Annotated in this window: 14 protein-coding genes and 2 pseudogenes; 6 read left to right on the top strand and 10 right to left on the bottom strand. The window is 66.5% G+C overall.

The features are described 5' to 3' along the window. Window positions 1–285: 285 nt before the first annotated feature. Window positions 286–1,566 (top strand): glycosyltransferase family 39 protein, encoded by a 1,281-nt coding sequence (locus CBP34_RS04870; protein ID WP_236748511.1) that lies wholly within the window; start codon window positions 286–288, stop codon window positions 1,564–1,566. On the opposite strand, the gene CBP34_RS04875 is transcribed toward CBP34_RS04870, so the two are convergent. Next, window positions 1,514–1,948, bottom strand: a complete 435-nt coding sequence (locus CBP34_RS04875; protein ID WP_094097472.1) for a GtrA family protein — start codon at window positions 1,946–1,948, stop codon at window positions 1,514–1,516. The two genes, CBP34_RS04870 and CBP34_RS04875, sit on opposite strands and share 53 nt — an antisense overlap. A gap of 42 nt (window positions 1,949–1,990) precedes the next feature. On the opposite strand from CBP34_RS04875, the gene CBP34_RS04880 reads away from it, so the two are divergent. Further along, window positions 1,991–2,809 (top strand): ChbG/HpnK family deacetylase, encoded by an 819-nt coding sequence (locus CBP34_RS04880; protein ID WP_236748512.1) that lies wholly within the window; start codon window positions 1,991–1,993, stop codon window positions 2,807–2,809. Window positions 2,810–2,910: 101 nt separating this feature from the next. Here CBP34_RS04880 and CBP34_RS04885 read toward each other — a convergent pair whose 3' ends face one another. Both CBP34_RS04885 and CBP34_RS04890 read right to left on the bottom strand, forming a co-directional pair. Then, window positions 2,911–3,888 (bottom strand): tripartite tricarboxylate transporter substrate binding protein, encoded by a 978-nt coding sequence (locus CBP34_RS04885; protein WP_094097474.1) that lies wholly within the window; start codon window positions 3,886–3,888, stop codon window positions 2,911–2,913. Window positions 3,889–3,992: 104 nt separating this feature from the next. Next, window positions 3,993–5,051, bottom strand: a complete 1,059-nt coding sequence (locus tag CBP34_RS04890) for a CDP-6-deoxy-delta-3,4-glucoseen reductase (protein WP_094097475.1) — start codon at window positions 5,049–5,051, stop codon at window positions 3,993–3,995. A 181-nt stretch (window positions 5,052–5,232) separates the two neighbouring features. Between CBP34_RS04890 and CBP34_RS04895 the strand changes: the two genes are divergently transcribed. Continuing rightward, the gene (locus tag CBP34_RS04895) at window positions 5,233–6,183 is read left to right on the top strand and encodes an NAD-dependent epimerase/dehydratase family protein (RefSeq protein ID WP_094097476.1); all 951 of its coding nucleotides are present in this window, start codon (window positions 5,233–5,235) and stop codon (window positions 6,181–6,183) included. An 18-nt stretch (window positions 6,184–6,201) separates the two neighbouring features. On the opposite strand, the gene CBP34_RS04900 is transcribed toward CBP34_RS04895, so the two are convergent. From CBP34_RS04900 to CBP34_RS04915, 4 genes and pseudogenes are all read right to left on the bottom strand, one after another. Continuing rightward, window positions 6,202–6,852: a DUF4124 domain-containing protein gene (locus tag CBP34_RS04900; protein WP_094097477.1), complete on the bottom strand. Its 651-nt coding sequence runs from the start codon at window positions 6,850–6,852 to the stop codon at window positions 6,202–6,204. Window positions 6,853–6,875: 23 nt separating this feature from the next. Then, window positions 6,876–7,463 carry a hypothetical protein gene (locus CBP34_RS04905; RefSeq protein WP_094097478.1) on the bottom strand — a complete coding sequence of 196 codons (588 nt, stop codon included), beginning with the start codon at window positions 7,461–7,463 and terminating at the stop codon, window positions 6,876–6,878. Between the two features lie 315 nt (window positions 7,464–7,778). Next, window positions 7,779–8,744, bottom strand: a complete 966-nt coding sequence (locus CBP34_RS04910) for an IS1595 family transposase (protein ID WP_094097479.1) — start codon at window positions 8,742–8,744, stop codon at window positions 7,779–7,781. A 110-nt stretch (window positions 8,745–8,854) separates the two neighbouring features. Beyond that, window positions 8,855–9,813, bottom strand: a pseudogene (locus CBP34_RS04915) (chemotaxis protein). 239 nt (window positions 9,814–10,052) lie between these two features. On the opposite strand from CBP34_RS04915, the gene CBP34_RS04920 reads away from it, so the two are divergent. Continuing rightward, a complete protein-coding gene (locus CBP34_RS04920; RefSeq protein WP_094097480.1) occupies window positions 10,053–10,541 on the top strand; it encodes a hypothetical protein in 489 nt (162 codons plus the stop codon). A 400-nt stretch (window positions 10,542–10,941) separates the two neighbouring features. On the opposite strand, the gene CBP34_RS04925 is transcribed toward CBP34_RS04920, so the two are convergent. From CBP34_RS04925 to CBP34_RS04935, 3 genes are all read right to left on the bottom strand, one after another. After that, a complete protein-coding gene (locus CBP34_RS04925; protein WP_094097481.1) occupies window positions 10,942–12,504 on the bottom strand; it encodes a methyl-accepting chemotaxis protein in 1,563 nt (520 codons plus the stop codon). Between the two features lie 330 nt (window positions 12,505–12,834). Continuing rightward, a complete protein-coding gene (locus tag CBP34_RS04930; RefSeq protein WP_094097482.1) occupies window positions 12,835–14,100 on the bottom strand; it encodes a CaiB/BaiF CoA transferase family protein in 1,266 nt (421 codons plus the stop codon). 206 nt (window positions 14,101–14,306) lie between these two features. After that, on the bottom strand, window positions 14,307–15,500 hold the full coding sequence (locus CBP34_RS04935) for an acyl-CoA dehydrogenase (RefSeq protein ID WP_086911657.1): 1,194 nt from the start codon (window positions 15,498–15,500) through the stop codon (window positions 14,307–14,309). Between the two features lie 218 nt (window positions 15,501–15,718). Here CBP34_RS04935 and CBP34_RS04940 point away from each other — a divergent pair. Together CBP34_RS04940 and CBP34_RS04945 are read left to right on the top strand one after the other, a co-directional pair. Then, a pseudogene (locus CBP34_RS04940) lies at window positions 15,719–16,656 on the top strand (LysR substrate-binding domain-containing protein). 148 nt (window positions 16,657–16,804) lie between these two features. Then, window positions 16,805–17,023 (top strand): hypothetical protein, encoded by a 219-nt coding sequence (locus CBP34_RS04945; protein WP_094097483.1) that lies wholly within the window; start codon window positions 16,805–16,807, stop codon window positions 17,021–17,023. Window positions 17,024–17,160: the final 137 nt, after the last annotated feature.

Consider the following 17,160-nt stretch of genomic DNA (forward strand, 5'->3'; position numbering starts at 1 on the left):
GCGATCGGCCTGGCGCGGCGGCCTGGCCGTGCTGGCGCTTGTCATGGTGTGGCTGGCGGCCACGGCCTGGATGCGTCCGCTGGTGCTGCCCGACGAGGGCCGCTATGCCGCCGTGGCCTGGGAAATGCTGCGCTCGGGCGACTGGTTCACGCCCACGCTCAATGGGTTGCCGTTCTTTCACAAGCCGCCGCTGTTCTACTGGATCACGGGCGCGGCACTTTCGGTGCTGGGGCCCACCGAGATGGCGGCCCGTGCCGCATCGCTGGCGGGGCTGCGCTGGCGGCCTTGTCGTTGTACCTGTTCACGCGCCGCTGGTGCGGCCCGCAGGTCGCCCGCCGGGCCTTGTGGGTGCTGCTGGTGCAGCCGCTGTTCTACGTGGGCGCCCAGTTTGCCAACCTCGACATGCTGGTGGCGGGCTGCATCACGGCCACCACGCTGGCGCTCGCACATGCAGCGCTGTGCTTCGAGCAAGGTCAGCCGCACCGCCGCGTGTTGCTGCTGGCCTATGGGCTGGCAGCGCTGGGTGTGCTGGCCAAGGGCTTGATTGGCTTCGTGATCCCGTCGATGGTCATAGGCCTTTGGCTCGTTCTGCGCTGGCGCTGGCGTACCGCGTTGGCGCTGTTGTCGCTGCCGGGCCTGGCGCTGTTTCTGCTGGTGGCAGCGCCTTGGTTCCTGGCCATGCAGCAGCGCTTTGAGGGGTTTTTGCACTACTTTTTTGTGGTGCAGCATTTCCAGCGTTTCTCGGCGGGCGGTTTCAATAATGCGCAGCCGTTCTGGTTTTACCCTGCGGTGCTGGCTCTGCTGAGCCTGCCCGCACTGCTGTGGGCACGCGGGCTGTTTGAGCGCGCCTATTACACCGATTCGGCGATTCCGCAGCATGTGGCGGTCCGCCAGTTCATGGCCGTAGCGGTGGCCTGCGTGCTGGTGTTTTTTTCGCTGCCGCAGTCCAAACTGATCGGCTACATCTTGCCGGCCGTGGCGCCATTGGCCTGGCTGATGGCAGATGCGAGCCAGAAGGCCAGCGCAGCGCCGTCACGCCAGCGCTGGTGGTGGGCCACCCTGGCATTGAGCGCCTTGCTGGGCCTGGCCGTGGTGGTGGGGCTGACGGTAGACCAGCGCCATTCGCGGCGCAGCCTGGGCTTGGCGCTGGGTGAGCGGCATGTGCCAGGGCAGCCGGTCTTCATGCTGAAAACCTATCTGTACGACGTACCGTTCTATGCCCGCCTGCAAGAGCCCGTGTTCGTGGTGGATGACTGGAACAACCCCGAGATCGCGCTGCGCGACAACTGGCGCAAAGAAGTTGCCGATGCGGGTCAATTTGCCCCCAAGCTGGCGGCGCGGCTGCTGTTGACGCCCGAGTCGCTGCCTGCGGCGCTGTGCCGTGTGCCCGTGAGCTGGGTGATCGCGGCAGGAGATCTGCGCGAACGCTACCCGTTTCTCGCACTTGCCGAGGTGGTGAACACGGCCCGTGGGGAAACCCTCTGGCGTATCGATTCGCGCCAGAGTGCGCAATTCACGGCCCTGAACTGTGCAGGAACGCCCAATGGCGACTCAGCAGGTAAGTAGCGCCGGCCACGCCGACGAGTACGCCGGCCAGCAGCAGGTCGTAGCGCGCGGTGGTCCAGTGCAGCAGCAGGGCGTAGGCACCCTCGTTGACGAGAAAACCGCCGGCGGAGATGCCGAAGAATCGAAGCCCTGCGCGGCCGATGGGCCCGCCATGGCCGCGGAAACTGAGCTGGTGATGCCCGGTGAACGACACGCCCAGCGCCACCAGCCAGCCGACCACGTTGGCCTGCAGCGGTGCCCAGCCGCCCAGGGCAACCAGGGCAGCGGCCACGCTCCAGTGCACGGCGGCCGCGGCGCAACCGACCACGATGAACCAACCAATGCGGCCACGCTGCCGATGGCGGCGGGGCGGGATGGGGTGGGTGCGGCGCGTTCGAAGCATGAGGCGCCGCAGCATAGCAGTTGGCGCCGCATCAGCCTGTGCGTGGACGACTACGGCCTGCACGCGGGCATCAACCAGGCCGTGCTGGCGCTCGTGCACCAGGGCCGTGCTCAGGCCGTGTCGGCCATGGTGGGCGGCCCCGCCTGGGCTGCGGGCGCGCCCGCCTTGCGCGCACTTGACCCCCGCCAGGTGGAAGTGGGCCTGCACCTGGATCTGACCGAATGCCCGCTGCAGCCCGCGTTGCGCCGGCCGCTGGGCCCGCTCATCGCAATGGCCTATCTGCGCCGGCTGGACTCACGGGCCTTGCGCATCGAGATCTGTGCCCAGCTCGACGCCTTCGAGCAGGCCATGGGGCGCGCGCCGGCCTATGTGGACGGCCACCAGCATGTGCACCAGCTGCCCATGGTGCGCACATTGCTGCTGCAAGAGCTTGCGCGCCGCTATCCTGCGGGCGGTTTGTGGCTGCGCGCCACCCACAGCCCGCAAGGCGCCGCGCACGCCGACTCTCTCACGCGCTTCAAGAGCCATGCCATTGCATTCCTCGGGGCAAATGCACTGTCGGGGCTCACCCGGCGCCAGGGGCTGCGGCAGAACGCACGGCTTCTGGGGGTGTACGACTTTGCGGGCGGGGCGCAGCGTTACCGGGCGCGGGTGCAGCGCTGGCTGCATGCCGCGCGCGACGGCGATCTGTTGATGTGCCACGCGGGCGTGCCCGGCACCGCGCCCGATGCGCTGGCAGGTGCGCGGCAGGATGAATTCGCGGTGCTCAGTGCCCCAGACTTCGAGGATGCGCTCAGGGCCGCGCATGTGCGACTGCAGTGTATGGGGCAGATTCTGCTTGAATCGCTTCCAAATTTATAGCTGTTAGCGCTTTGCTGGAAAGCGTTTTCGGTGTATTTGGCTTATAAACCGCAGCGACCGGTGGGGCGGCTGCTGCGGGTGGCATGCCGATGGCCTGCGGATCAGTCCACCTTCGCGCCCGAGGCCTTCACCAGGGACTGGTATTTGGCGCGCTCGCTGGCCATGAAGGCGTCGAACTGTTCGGGGGTGGTGGGCACGGGCTCGGCCAGCAGCGTGCCAAAGCGGGTTCTGGTTTCGGGGGCGTTCAGCGCCGCCACGAAGGCCTTGTTCAGCTTGGCGATCACCGGCTTGGGCGTGCCGGCGGGCGCCACCAGGCCCCACCAGGTGTCGATCGAGAAGCCCTTGAAGGTTTTGGACAGGGGTGGCACGCCGGGCAGGGCCGGGCTGGCCTGCAGGCTGGTTACGGCCAGGGCCTTGAGTTTGCCGGCGCGGATGTTGGGCGCGGCGGTTGCCAGGTTGTCGATGTTGAAATCGACCTCGCCGCTCAACAGGGCCAACTGGGCCGGGTTGCCGCCGCGGTAGGGGATGTGCAGGGCAAAGATGCCCGCGCGCTGCTTGAACATTTCGCCGGCCAGGTGGCCCGCGCTGCCATTGCCGCCGCTGCCGTAGTTGAGCTTGGCGGGGTTGGCCTTGGCGTAGGCGATCAGGTCGGCCACGGTGTTGATCTTCAGTTGCGCCGCCTTGTCGGCGTTCATGACCAGCACGTTCGGCACGCGCACCATCTGGGTGATGCCGGCAAAGTCCTTGCCCGCGTCGTAGGGCATCTTGGCGTACAGCCAGGGGTTCACGGCATGTGTGGCGGTGGCGGCGATGCCGATGGTCAGGCCGTCCGGTGCGGCCTTGGCGATGGCGTCGGCACCAATGTTGCCACCCGCGCCGCCCTTGTTGTCGATGATCACCGTGCCCAGCGAGTCACGCACCCGCTCGGCCAGCGCGCGCGCCGTGATGTCCAGCGGGCCGCCGGGGGCGTAGGGCACGATCAGGCGAATGGGCGCGCCCGTGTCCTGCGCCATGGCCAGGGAAGAAGAAAAAACCGCTGCGGCAGCGGCACTTGCAAGGAGGATGTTTCGGCGGTTCATGGCTCCATTGTGCAAAAAACGGAGCGCCCGCCCTGAAAAAAGGCCGCTGGCCGGTGTGATGGGCACTGTGCCAGCGGCCTCAATTCACGAGAAATTTGGCGGCTTCAGCCGTGCTTGTCGGCCTCGGAGGTAAACGAGTCGGCAAAGAACTCGTCGGGCGGCAGGCCGCGCTCGGCGCTGTAGGCGGCGCGTGCCGAGTCCACCACGATGGGTGCGCCACAGGCATAGACCTGGTGGCCCGAGAGGTCGGCAAAGTCCTGCAGCACGGCCTGGTGCACAAAGCCGGTGCGGCCCGTCCAGCCGTCTTCAGGCAGGGCATCGGACACCACGGGCACATAGGTGAGGTGCGGCATTTGCGCGGCGCGCTCCAGCATCCAGTCGTGCAAATACAGGTCACCCGGCCGGCGGCCGCCCCAGTACAGCGTGGTGGGGCGCGTGATTCCCTTGAACTGCATGTGCTCGATCAGTGCCTTGATGGGCGCAAACCCCGTGCCCGACGCCAGCAGCACGATGGGCTTGTCCGAGTCTTCGCGCAGGAAGAAGCTGCCAAACGGGCCTTCGACACGCAGGATTTCCTTTTCCTTTAGGTCGCCGAACAAATGGTCGGTGAATTTGCCGCCCGGCATGTGGCGGATGTGCAGCTCCAGCCCCGGCGCCTCGGCCTGCGTGTGGGGGGCATTGGCCATCGAATACGCACGGCGCGCGCCATCGCGCAGCATGAACTCGATGTATTGCCCCGCGTGGTAGCGGAAGGTGTCGGCCGCAGGCAGCTGCAGGCGCAACTGCATGACATCGTGCGATTTCTTCTCGAACGCAGCCACGCGCACCGGCATTTTCTTGATGGGGTAAGCGCTCTCGTCGGTGACCTGGCGCGATTCGAGCACCACGTCGGTCAGGGGATGGGCGCAGCAGGTCAGCACGAAGCCCGCGGCTTCTTCGTCGGCCGTCAGGGCCTTGGACTGGTGCGCGCCATGGTGCACGGCGCCGCTGAGCTTCTTGCATTTGCACGAGCCGCAGGCGCCGTCCTTGCAGCCATAGGGCAGGCCCACGCCGCTGCGTATCGCTGCGGCCAGGATGGCTTCGTCGGCATTGGCACTGAAGGCGCGGCCGCTGGGTTGCACGGTGATCTGGAACGCTGCGTTGGCAGTCTCGGCGCTGGTCATGTTCTGGGTATCCTTGGACTATTCTTCAAGCTGTCTTCATGCGAATGGCCCCGATTTTGCCCTTAGAACCTGATCAATCACTTAACAGTCCCATGGCCTGCCGCCGTGTGTGGCTGCCCTGCACGCCTGCGGCACATCGCAGCCACAGCGCGCGCCGTGCCCGTTCATGGCGGGGTGCGCAATGAGCACGGTGGCCCTGGCCAGCGGGCTGGGCGCGCTGCCTTCGCGCTTTCGGCGCGAGCGCCTGCTGATCGTGGGCTATGGCGATGTGGGTCAGCGCGTGGCGCTCAGCCTGCTCGCCGGCCCAGGGGCGCAGCGCCTGCGTGTGCTGGCACTCACCTCGCAGGCCGGGCGCGTGGGCAATCTGCGCGCACAGGGGGTTACGCCGTTGGTAGGCAATCTGGACCATGCTGTCACGCTGCGCCGCCTGTCGGGCCTGGCCACCCGGGTGGTGCACCTGGCCCCGCCCCCGGGTGAAGGCGCTGGTGGCACCGCCTGGTGGCGCGACCCGCGCACCGTGGCCCTGGCCCGGGCCTTGCGGCTGCGCAGCTTGCCGGTGTCGCTGGTGTATGCCTCGACCAGCGGCGTGTATGGCGACTGCGCGGGCGCGCGGGTGGCCGAAACCCGCACCGTGGCCCCTGGCACGCCGCGGGCCCAGCGCCGCGTGAATGCCGAGCGCGCCGTGCGCCACCTGGGGCGTGCCGGCGTGCGCGCCAGCATCCTGCGCATTCCGGGCATCTACGCACCCGACCGCGAGGGCGGCACCCCCGAGGCGCGCCTGCGCAAGGGCACCCCCGTGCTGACGGCGCAAGACGATGTGTACACCAACCACATCCATGCCGACGACCTGGCGCGCGCCTGTCTGGCGGCGCTGTGGCGTGGCCGGCCGCAGCGGGTCTACAACGTCAGCGACTCCAGTGATATGAAGATGGGCGACTATTTCGATCTGGCCGCCGACCTGTATGGCCTGCCGCGCCCGCCCCGGCTGCCGCGCAGCACGGCGCAGGATGCGTTGCCGGTGATGCTGCTGAGCTTTATGAGCGAATCGCGCCGGCTCGACAACCAGCGGCTGCTGGGCGAGCTGGGCTTGCGACTGCGCTACCCCACTGTGGCGCAGGGCCTGCGCGCCTGATCCCCAACCACCGCGCTGTCAGCGTGGATAGCTGTTGCCCTGGCTGTCGTAGCAGCGAAACACGTTGCACTGCGTGATCCTGCGCGGTGCTGGCGGTGGGGCGGGCCGGGTGTAAACCGGGTGGCGCGGCGGAACCAGCACCACCGAAGGGGGTGTCTCCGGCCTCAATGCACGGGCTTTTTCCACCTCGGCATAGGCCTCGGGGCCCAGGCAGTCCAGGTCCACCTGGCGCTGTGCGGCTTCGACGCGCAGGTTCTGGTCATAGGTGCCGCTGGCGCTGCTGATGATGACATCGAGGTTGCGGCGCGAACGGGCGCACTCGGCAGACCGCGCATAGTCCTGCGGGCGCGCTGCCGGACGGGCGGCGCGGGCCGCGAGGTCGCGCTCCCGCTGGGCGTCGCGATCGTCGTCGATTCGCCGGGCGGCCGCTTCGGCCTGTTGCTGCTGCTGTTTGCGCGCCAGTGCCTCGGCGGCCTGTTCACGCTCCAGCCGAATTTCCTGCGGCGTCTTGCGGGGCTCCACCTCGCGCACCGAGGCGGCCCCCGTGCAGGCGCCATCGGTGTAGGTGACCTGCCCGGTGCGCGCATCGGTGCAGCGCAGCACCTGGGCCTGCGCGGCGAGACTCATCAGCACCGCACCGGCGGCCAGGCAATTGCGCACAAGGGGCATGGTGGTTTTCCTTCAGGGTGTCCTCAGCTGCCCTGGCCACGCGGGGCATCGCTTCTCCAGCGCGGCTGGTCCGGGCGATCCGGGCGATCCGGGCGATCCGGGCGATTTTGCCGCGCGTTGTCACCTGGCTGGCGGCGGTCGTCATCGCGCTGCGGGCGGCGGGCCTGGTCACGGTTGCCCTGGTCCCGCTGGGCCTGTTCCCGCTGCGCCTGTTCCCGGCGGGCCTGATCGCGTGCCTGATCGCGCTCGCGGTCCCGGCGGGCGTCCTGCTCGCGGCGGGCATCCTGGGCCTGGCGGGCTTCGCGATCGCGCCGGGCTTCCCGGTCACGCAGTGCTTCGCGTTCGCGATGTGCTTCCCGCTCGCGCTGGGCACGCTCGCGTTCACGCCAGTCATTGCGTTCGTCATACCGGCGCCCGTAATAGCCGGGCGGCGGGGCCACCGGGTAGCCGTACACGGGAGCAGGGCTGCCGTAGATGTAGGCGGGCTGCTCATACACGCCGTAGCCCGAGGGCTGGGGCGTGTAGTAAGGGTCGCCAGGAACCACGGCGCAGCCCGTGGCCAGCGCGGCAAGCGCAACGGCAGAAACAATGCGGGCAAGTTGGTGTGTCATGGTGATCAGACTGTGGCGCTGCAGCAGGCGTTCCGCCCGCTGCGTAAAGCCCTTGAAAAGCGCCCCGGCGGGGTGTTACAACTTCTCGGGCCTATGGCATCCATTCATTAGACGCCTGAAGGCGCTACTTGGTTGACCCGGCCCCCGTGTGGGGCCTTGCCGACGCCACGCCGCAGGATGAGGCCCTGCCTGCCTGTCTGCATTGCAGTGCAAAACCCTGGCGATTGCGTCTGCAGGCTGCTGAGATGCTGAAGAGTGCTACTGAAGTTATAGCTTTTTGCGCTTCGCTGATGGGCGCTGGAGGCATTTTTTAGGCTATGTCCCAATTACGTGTTGCGAAGCGCGCCCCAGGGCTTCTTGCAAGCAATGCGCAGGCAAGATGGACTGCCGATACCGCTCGAGCATGCGTCGCCACCCCAGATAATTGGCAAGGTATTTGGTTGCCACCCCATCAAAGCGGGCCATCCAGTTCTTTAGCCTGCCGTGATAGGCATTGACGTTCTGGATGTGCAAAGCACCCTCTAGAACCCGCTGCCCCGGTCGGGGGTGTACCACGCAATGCGTGATGCCACTGGCACGGGCGAATGCGGCGTAAACGCTGGCGCCATCCGTGCACAGCACTGCCTCACGGTCAATCAGAGGCAGGAGCACCTCTTGCACATGTGCCGCGTCCAGCCTGGCCAGCTGAAAGTCGGCGGTATGCCCTGCGCGGTCGCGTACCACCAGCACCGGGATCTGGTCTTGGCCCGTGCCACGCGTGACCCCGACACCACCGCGTCGACGCGCCGCACGCAACAGGTGGCGCTGCCCCTTGAAGGACTCCAGGAAGAAGGTCTCATCGGCTTCGACAATGCCGCCCTCATGCCTGTCGCGATGCTCGGCGGCGGCGCGCAAAAAGCGCTGTCGCCACAGAAAGGCCGTGTTCTTGTGCACACCGCAGGCTCTGGCGGCCTGGCGCACCGTGAGGCCATCGATCAAGGCTTGGGCATAGGTCTGCCAGCAATCGGCCTTGCGCAAATGCGCCAAGGCGGTGCCGGTCAAGGTATTGCAGGTACGGCGGCAGGTGCGGCATCGGTAACGCCGCAGGCCTCGACTCCAGCCCCATGGAGCCAGTTGCGCTGGCGGCGCCTGGCAATGAGGGCACGCCGGCAAATCGGGCAGGCACTCTCGCCCAGCGGCTATGACAGCGGGCTCGTGCAGTATCCGCAGGGCGGTGGATCTCTGGGTGTGGCTCAGGTGGCTCGCTTGCGCCAGCCAGTGCTCAAAGGCTTGGGCGACCATGGTGACCTCCTCTATGAGTGGCCTACCTGGAGATTACTCCTGCAACACGTAATTGGGACATAGCCATTTTTCACCAAGAAAATGGCCTCTGGCCACCACACCCGGTTTGGTTATGCCGGCAGCACGCGCCGGATGGCATCGGCCAGGTCTTCCGCCACAAACTTGGCCACATAGCCGTCCGCACCGACGCTGCGCACATGGTGTTCGTTGGCCGAGCCCGACAGTGACGAGTGGATGATCACCGGCAGCCCCTGAAAGCGCGCATCCTGCTTGATGTGCCGCGTGAGCGTGAAGCCGTCCATCTCGGGCATTTCCAGGTCGGTCAGCACCGCCGCCACCTTGTCCAGCGCGGTTTTGCCTTCGGCGGCGGCCTGGATGGCCAGTGCATTGAGCCGGTCCCAGGCTTCCTGCCCCGACTTGACCATCTCGAACGGGGCGTGCAGCAACTGCAACTCCTGCTCGATGAGCGAGCGGGCCACAAAGGAATCGTCGGCCGCAAGGATGATGGTGCCAGGCTTCATCACCAGGCGGGGCCCCACCTTCTGGGCATCGACCTGGTTGTCCTCGGGCGGGGACACCAGCTGCAGGATGGCCTCCACATCCAGCACCTGCGCCAGCCGCGATCCATCGGTGTTGCCATCCAGGCGCGCAATGCTGGTCACCAGCTTGCCGGATGTGCCGCTGGCCTCGGCCGAGAGCACCTGCTTCCAGTCGAGCCGCACGATGTCTTCCACCGACTCCACGGCAAACGCCTGGGTGGTGCGCGCATATTCGGTCACCAGCATGATGTTCAGCCCGGTCTTGGGCTTGCAGCCGACGATGGCCGGCAGGTCGAGCACCGGGATGATTTGCCCGCGCAGGTTGACCACGCCCAGCGAATACGCCGAAGCGCCCGCAATGGGGGTGATGCTGGGCATGGCAACGATTTCACGGATCTTGAAAACGTTGATGCCAAACAGCTCGGACTGGCCCAACGCGCTGTCGGCGCCCAGGCGAAAAAGCAAGAGCTCGAATTGGTTGTTGCCCGTGAGGGGGAGCGCGCTTCAATATCTCGCGGTGCGGTTTTCATGGGAATGTCCTTGGCGCTGATACGCGCTTTTACAAATTTTAGAAGCAGGAGCGCCCGGGCGGCGGGAAGTATGCGCCCAGGCCGACAAACAGGGCTGCGGCCGGGCCAACACTGCCAACCGTGCAGTGAGGCAAGCCCACGCACAAAGCGAGGCAGCAACAAGTGGCGGCGCGCCGCGCCGGGCCCGACCGAACCAATCCGCCGTATGCTCTGCGCCTTTTCCCGCATTGCACCGCCCCATGACCGACCTCCACGACGACACCCCCGCACCCGTTCAAGAACCCCGCCTGTGGAGCGACGAGCGCTGGACGGCGCGGGTCATCAAGAACGAGGACGACGATGGCTGGGCGGTGGCGATGACACTGCACGGCGAGGCCGAGCCCGCACTGGTGGGTCCGTGGACCATGGGCCGCGACAAGAAAAACCCCAAGCCGCTCGACGTGTCGGCATTCAACACCCTGGTCAAGACTGCCAGCGAGGTGCTGCGCCGCCATGAGCAGCAGCTGCACGCGCAGCTCAACAAAAACCTGTTCGTCACCACCGCCCAGGGCCAGCGCGTGCGCGTGGCCCTGGCCATCGTGCCCGATGAAGAAGGCGCCACGGCCACCCTGAGTGCCCAGGATGAACTGGGCGAGGAACTGGCGCGGGTGCCAGCGCCACCCACCTTCAAGCTGACTGCCGCCAGTGCCCTGGCCTGGGTGGAAAGCGGTTTTGAGCGGCGCCTTTAACGGGTGCCCCTGAGGGGCGCAGGGCCGCGCGAAAAGGCCTGCGGGTGTTTACGCCGCTGGCCGCCCGGTCACCGGGGGCGCTGGGTAGGGGCTGGTCCCGGGTAGTTTTGTTGCTCTGGCCCGATACGGTTTGCCCCGCTCGCACAGGTGCCCGTCGAAGGGCTTCGGCGCGATCTGCCTGAACGGCACTTGAGACATCCAGGAGGTGGATTCTTAGGTTCCAAAATGCTATGTAATACATAGCTGCTTGCGCTTAATGGTATTGGACTAGTGCCCGGTTTTGCCTGAATTATCAGTACCAGGCAAAAATCCACCACGGCCCCGCCCCTCCGGGCAACGGCAGGGCTCCCGGAGGTACGGGGCGTTGTTTCAGGCGGCCGGCAGCCGGGGGGCGTGCCGGTCACGCCCCGGGGGCGATCGCATCGTGCCCCTCTCCAGGCAATAGCCGGAACACGGCCACGGCGTCCACCAGCTGCTGCGCCTGCGTTTTGAGGCTGTCGGCCGCTGCCGCGCTTTGTTCGACCAGCGCGGCGTTCTGTTGCGTGGCCTGGTCCATCTGCGTCACGGCTTCGCCCACCTGGGCCACGCCCGCGCTTTGCTCGCTGCTGGCAGCGCTGATCTCGCCCACGATGTCCGTTACGCGGCGGATGGCGCTGACCACCTCGGTCATGGTGGCGCCCGCCTTGTCGACCAGTGTGGTGCCTTGTTCCACGCGCTCGACGCTGGCGTGGATCAGGGTCTTGATCTCTTTGGCGGCCTCGGCGCTGCGCTGGGCGAGGCTGCGCACCTCGCTGGCCACCACCGCAAACCCGCGGCCCTGCTCGCCTGCTCGCGCGGCTTCCACGGCGGCGTTCAGCGCCAGGATGTTGGTCTGGAAAGCAATGGAATCGATCACGCCAATGATGTCGGCAATCTTCTTGCTGCTGTCGTTGATGCCCTTCATGGTTTCCACCACTTCGGCCACCACATCGCCACCCTGCACCGCTACGGTGGATGCATTGACGGCCAGCTGATTGGCCTGGCGGGCGTTGTCGGCATTGGCTTGCACGGTGGAGTTGAGTTCTTCCATCGACGCCGACGTTTCCTCCAGTGCGCTGGCCTGCTGCTCGGTGCGGGCTGATAGATCGTTGTTGCCATGGGCAATCTCGCTGCTGGCGGCCGCCACGCTGTTGGCGTTGCTGCGTACATTGCTCACCACGCGCGACAGGCTCATCTGCATGGCATACAGGGCGTTGAGCAACAGTGCGATCTCGTCCTTGCCGCGCACCTCGGTGGCCACCGTGAGGTCGCCGCTGGCCACGGCTTGCGATACGCGCACAGCGTTGTCCAGCGGGTTCACCACGGTGCGGCTGAACGCAACGGCCCCACCAATGCCCAGGGCGCACACCACCAGCATCACCACCAGGCTGATGGTGGTGGCGCGTTGCGCGGTGTCTGCGGCGCGCGCAGCCACTTCGCTGCTGGCCTTGGCGATCAGTTCCCCCGCTTGGTCGAGCAATTGCGCGGGCTCGCGGTCCATGCCCGCCACGGCCTTGTCGCCGGCTTGTGGGTCATGGTCGGCCGCCGTGAACGCCTCCAGCCCCTTGCGGTAGGCGGCGCCCATGCGTTCGTGGGCCTGAACAAACTGCGACACCCGCTCGCGCCCGTCGCCGGAAGGCATGGCGCCCAGCAGCTTCTGCGCCTGCTCGTTCACGGATTTCTCCCGCTTTTCAAACGCCGCCCAATAGCGCGTGAGTTGCGCCGGGTCTTTACCGCGCAGCAGCACGTTCTTCCACTCCTGCACCTGCACCTTGAACTCGTTGAGCACGCTCGACGCCAGTCTTTCATGCTCGAAGCTCTGGGCCACGGTGGTTTCGTAGGTTTGCAGCGCCTGGTTGAGCCGGCTGATGCCGAACAGGGCCGCTGCGAACAGGAGCAGCAATGACACGGTAAAGGCGAGGGGTAGCTTCAGACTGAGCTTCACGGGGATTCCTTGTTGGGTTCCGCAAACCACTGCAGTGGCAGGGAAAGTGACCGGGCCAGTCGTCTTGATCAGTCGGCCTGCGGTTGCGCTGCGCCGGAGCGACTTGCGTAGTCACTATGGAGGCGAATATGAGTTTTTGTACTCGTCTTCAGCACCGCATCGGTGTGGCGCTCAGTTCGGTACAAAGGGGCGAAATTGTATCAAATTGAACGCCGTTGTCGCGCTTGACGCCAGCGCGGTGGCAGATTGGCTCCGCACCTTCAAGCAAAACAGCCTTGCCGACAAGTGGCAAGGCTGTTCACGGAGCGAGGCGTTGGGCTGGCGTTTTGGTTACAACACCCCGCTGGCCCGCAGCGCCGCAATGCGCGCCGCATCCAGCCCCAGTTCGCGCAGCACCTCGTCGGTGTGCTGGCCCAGCGCGGGCGGCGCATTGCGCAGCACGGGCGGATTGGCCGACAGGCGCAGCGGGCTGGCCACGCCGGTGATCTGCGCCACGCCGTCGCCGGCCTCGCCGTCCTTCCAGCGCGGCAGCGTCACGGCCAGGCCGCGGGCCTTCACCTGCGCATCGTCAAATGCCTGGGCGATGTTGTTGACGGGGCCGCAGGGCACGGCCTTGTCTTCGAGCAACGCGATCCACGCGGCCGTAGTGCGTGTGCGCGTGACGGCCTCCATGGCGGGGATGAGTTCAGTGCGGTTTTGCACGCGCAGCGTGTTGGTGGCAAAGCGGGGGTCCGCGGCCCACTGGGGCTGGTCGGCCGCCGCGCAAAAGCGCTGGAACTGGCCGTCGTTGCCAATGGCCAGCAGCATGTTGCCATCTTGCGTGGGAAAGTCCTGGTAGGGCGCCAGGCTCGGGTGGCTGTTGCCCATGCGGCCGGGCGCCTCGCCCGTGGCCAGGAAGCCCGAGGCCTGGTTGGCCAGCACGGCCATGCCCACGTCCAGCAGGGCCATGTCGATGTGCTGGCCCTGGCCCGTGCCGCTCACGGCGTTGTCGCGCACATGCAGCGCGGCCAGGATGGCGTTGCTGGCATAAATGCCGGTGAACAGGTCGATCACCGCCACGCCCACGCGCAGCGGGCCGCCGCCGGGTTCGCTGTCGGCCCGGCCGGTGATGCTCATCATGCCGGTCATGGCCTGCACCATGAGGTCGTAGCCCGCGCGCTCGGCATACGGCCCGCTTTGCCCGAAGCCGGTGACCGAGCAGTAGATGAGGCGCGGGTTCAGTGCGCGCAGGCTCTCGTGGTCAAGGCCATATTGTTGGAGGCCGCCGACCTTGAAGTTCTCGACCACGATGTCGGCCTGCAGGGCCATCTGGCGGATGAGCGCCTGGCCCTCGGGTGTGGCCATGTCGATGGTGACTGAGCGCTTGTTGCGGTTGCAGGCCGTGAAGTAGCTGGCTTGGTTGGTGTTGTTGCCGTCGGAGTCCTTTAGGAAGGGCGGGCCCCACTGGCGCGTGTCGTCACCCAGGCCGGGGCGTTCGACCTTGACCACATCGGCCCCCAGGTCGGCCAGCATCTGGGTGCACCAGGGGCCGGCGAGCACGCGGGAGAGGTCGAGCACCTTGATGCCTGCAAGGGCGCCTGCGTTGGATGTGGTCATGGAGTGAATGCTATTAATTGAGTAGCTACTCGCGCTTTGCCAGAAAGCGCTAGAGGCCAAAAACCTGCGGAATGGGCATGAGGGGTGAGGCGGGCGTGTCTCCAGGCCAGGGACGCCGAGCAAGGGCCGCCCCGCAGCGAGGGCGTCGTCCCCCTTCCCGGCGAAGCCGAGAGAAGGGGGAAGGCGCGCAGCGCCTCAGGGGGATGTCACGAAAACGCAGCAATGCCCGTCTGTGCGCGGCCCAGAATCAGCGCGTGCACATCGTGCGTGCCTTCGTAGGTGTTGACCACTTCCAGGTTCACCAGGTGGCGTGCCACGCCGAATTCGTCGCTGATGCCGTTGCCGCCCATCATGTCGCGGGCCATGCGGGCAATGTCCAGCGACTTGCCGCAGTTATTGCGCTTGATCAGCGAGGTGATCTCCACCACGTTCTGGTGCTCGTCCTTCATGCGGCCCACGCGCAGCGCGGCTTGCAGGCCCAGGGTGATTTCGGTCTGCATGTCGGCCAGCTTTTTCTGGATGAGCTGGTTGGCGGCCAGGGGCCGGCCAAACTGCTTGCGGTCCAGCGTGTACTGGCGCGCGGTGTGCCAGCAGAACTCGGCCGCACCCAGGGCGCCCCAGGCAATGCCGAAGCGTGCGCTGTTCAGGCAGGTGAAGGGGCCCTTCAAGCCCTGCACTTCAGGGAAGGCGTTTTCTTCGGGCACGAACACGTCGTCCATGACGATTTCGCCGGTGACCGAGGCACGCAGGCCCACCTTGCCGTGGATGGCGGGGGCGGTGAGGCCCTTCATGCCCTTGTCCAGAATGAAGCCGCGGATGGGGCCGACGGTGCCGCCTTCGCTCACCTCTTTGGCCCAGACCACGAACACGTCGGCCACGGGGCTGTTGGTGATCCACATCTTGCTGCCCTTGAGCTTGTAGCCGCCGGCCGTTTTGTAGGCACGGGTGGCCATACTGCCGGGGTCGGAGCCGTGGTCGGGCTCGGTCAGGCCGAAGCAGCCGATGAATTCACCCGTGGCCAGCTTGGGCAGGTATTTCTGTTTTTGTGCTTCGGTGCCGAATTCGTTGATGGGCACCATCACCAGCGAGCTTTGCACGCTGGCCATGGAACGGTAGCCCGAGTCCACACGCTCGATCTCGCGCGCCACCAGGCCGTAGCTCACATAGTTCAGGCCGGCGCCGCCGTATTGCGTGGGGATGGTGGGGCCCAGCAGGCCCAGCTCGCCCATCTCGCGGAAGATGGTGGTGTCCATCTTCTCGTGGCGGAAGGCTTCCAGCACGCGGGGGGCCAGCTTGTCCTGGCAATAGGCGGCGGCCGCGTCGCGGATGGCGCGCTCGTCATCGGTCAGTTGCTGGTCGAGCAGGAAGGGGTCATCCCATTGGAAAGCGGCTTGGGCCATGGTGTTGTCTCCGGTCGGTGGGTCAAGGAATCAAGGAAGGGGGCGCCGGACGTCATGCGGGGTGCGCATGGCGTTGTTGCGTGAGGGGTATCGTAGGCCTGCCGTGCAAGGCCCGCAAGCGACTTCTTTTCATCCAGAAATGCGTTTTAGGAATGTATGGAATACTCGTTGCGTGGGTTCTCCTTGAGTGGAGGGCCGGTAACGAGTTCGAGTCCAGCATGCGCCGCAATATTCCATCGACCCAGGCCCTGGCCTGCTTTGAAGTCGCCGCCCGGCACGAGAGCTACACGCGCGCCGCGCAAGAGCTGTCGCTCACGCAAAGCGCGGTGTCGCGCCAGATCCAGGCGCTGGAAGAGTTTCTGGGCGTCCAGCTGTTTCGCCGCACGCGCCACGGCGTGGTGCTCACGCCGGCGGGCGCGCACTATGGCCGCCAGGTGGCGCGCTGGCTGCAGGGGCTGGAGCGCGACACGCTTGATGTGATGGCCCACCAGGGCGAGGGCGGCACGCTCACGCTGGCAGCGGTGCCCACCTTTGCCACGCGCTGGCTCATCCCGCGCCTGCCGCAGCTGGCCCAGCAGCACCCCGACATCGTGGTGCATATCGAAACCCAGACACGGCCCTTTCTGTTTGCCGACACCACGTTTGACGCCGCGCTGTATGCCGGCACGGCCGAGCAGGTGGCCAACTGGCCGGGCGTGCAGGCGCAGCTCCTCATGCACGAGGAAGTGGTGCCCGTATGCAGCCCGCGCCTGCTCGAATCCAGTGCGCCGCGAGGGCGGGGCGCGCCTACCAGCCCATGACGGCCCAGGCGCTGACCGCGCTGCCGCTGCTGCAGCAAAGCACCCGCCCTTATGGCTGGCGGCAGTGGTTTGATGCGATGGGTGTTCATGCCCCACACGCGCTGGACGGCCCGCGTTACGAGCTGTTCTCCATGCTGGCCGTGGCCGCCACGCACGGCATGGGCGTGGCGCTGATCCCGCCCTTGCTCATCGAGGCCGAGCTGGCCAGTGGCGAACTGGTGGTGGCCTGCGCGCACCCCCTGCGCGGCGAGCGTGCCTACTACCTCGTCAGCCCCGCACAGGCCCAGCCCCCGGTGCTGGCGGCTTTTGCGCGGTGGCTGCTGGGCATGGCGAAGGGTGATTGGCCCGGGCCCTGAAACGCGCGGCCCTGGCCCGCAGCGGCCGCAGGCCCGTCAGTGCAACGGGCAGGGCCAGGTTGTGGGGGGCATGCGCTTGCGTTGCGCAGGCCATCGGTCTAACCTGTTGGCGTCAGTTGCACGCACAACGGCTACTTGGAGACCGACCATGACGAACAGTTACCACGCAGCGCATTTCGACCCCACGGTGGACGAGATCGATGTTCTCAAACGGCTGGAGATGGGGGAGGTCATCACCCAGGACGGCGCGCTCAAGGAGCACCTTTCGGGGCGACTGCTGCAGTGGGGGCTCATCAGCAAGAATGCGGGCGGTGTAATGGCCATTACACCCTTGGGGCGCCAGTTGATCCGTCGCCAAAATAACTGAGCTGAGCATCGCTGCCCCGGCCGCTGCAAACGCAGTTGCGCCGTTGGCCAATTCGTCCCCAGGCCTGTGGTGATGGCGGCTGCTTGGTGGTAATCCTTTTGCGCTGGTGAGGGTATGAGCGTCCGCATGGCACAGCG

The sequence above is a fragment of the Acidovorax carolinensis genome (assembly GCF_002157145.1).
In the GTDB taxonomy this organism is placed as follows: domain Bacteria; phylum Pseudomonadota; class Gammaproteobacteria; order Burkholderiales; family Burkholderiaceae_C; genus Acidovorax; species Acidovorax carolinensis.

Excerpts from the sequence above, each read along its gene's own strand:
- CBP34_RS04875 (WP_094097472.1), bottom strand. The coding sequence starts at position 1,948 with ATGCTTCGAACGCGCCGCACCCACCCCATCCCGCCCCGCCGCCATCGG.
- CBP34_RS04885 (WP_094097474.1), bottom strand. The coding sequence starts at position 3,888 with ATGAACCGCCGAAACATCCTCCTTGCAAGTGCCGCTGCCGCAGCGGTT.
- CBP34_RS04890 (WP_094097475.1), bottom strand. The coding sequence starts at position 5,051 with ATGACCAGCGCCGAGACTGCCAACGCAGCGTTCCAGATCACCGTGCAA.
- CBP34_RS04895 (WP_094097476.1), top strand. The coding sequence starts at position 5,233 with ATGAGCACGGTGGCCCTGGCCAGCGGGCTGGGCGCGCTGCCTTCGCGC.
- CBP34_RS04900 (WP_094097477.1), bottom strand. The coding sequence starts at position 6,852 with ATGCCCCTTGTGCGCAATTGCCTGGCCGCCGGTGCGGTGCTGATGAGT.
- CBP34_RS04905 (WP_094097478.1), bottom strand. The coding sequence starts at position 7,463 with ATGACACACCAACTTGCCCGCATTGTTTCTGCCGTTGCGCTTGCCGCG.
- CBP34_RS04910 (WP_094097479.1), bottom strand. The coding sequence starts at position 8,744 with ATGGTCGCCCAAGCCTTTGAGCACTGGCTGGCGCAAGCGAGCCACCTG.
- CBP34_RS04920 (WP_094097480.1), top strand. The coding sequence starts at position 10,053 with ATGACCGACCTCCACGACGACACCCCCGCACCCGTTCAAGAACCCCGC.
- CBP34_RS04930 (WP_094097482.1), bottom strand. The coding sequence starts at position 14,100 with ATGACCACATCCAACGCAGGCGCCCTTGCAGGCATCAAGGTGCTCGAC.
- CBP34_RS04935 (WP_086911657.1), bottom strand. The coding sequence starts at position 15,500 with ATGGCCCAAGCCGCTTTCCAATGGGATGACCCCTTCCTGCTCGACCAG.
- CBP34_RS04945 (WP_094097483.1), top strand. The coding sequence starts at position 16,805 with ATGACGAACAGTTACCACGCAGCGCATTTCGACCCCACGGTGGACGAG.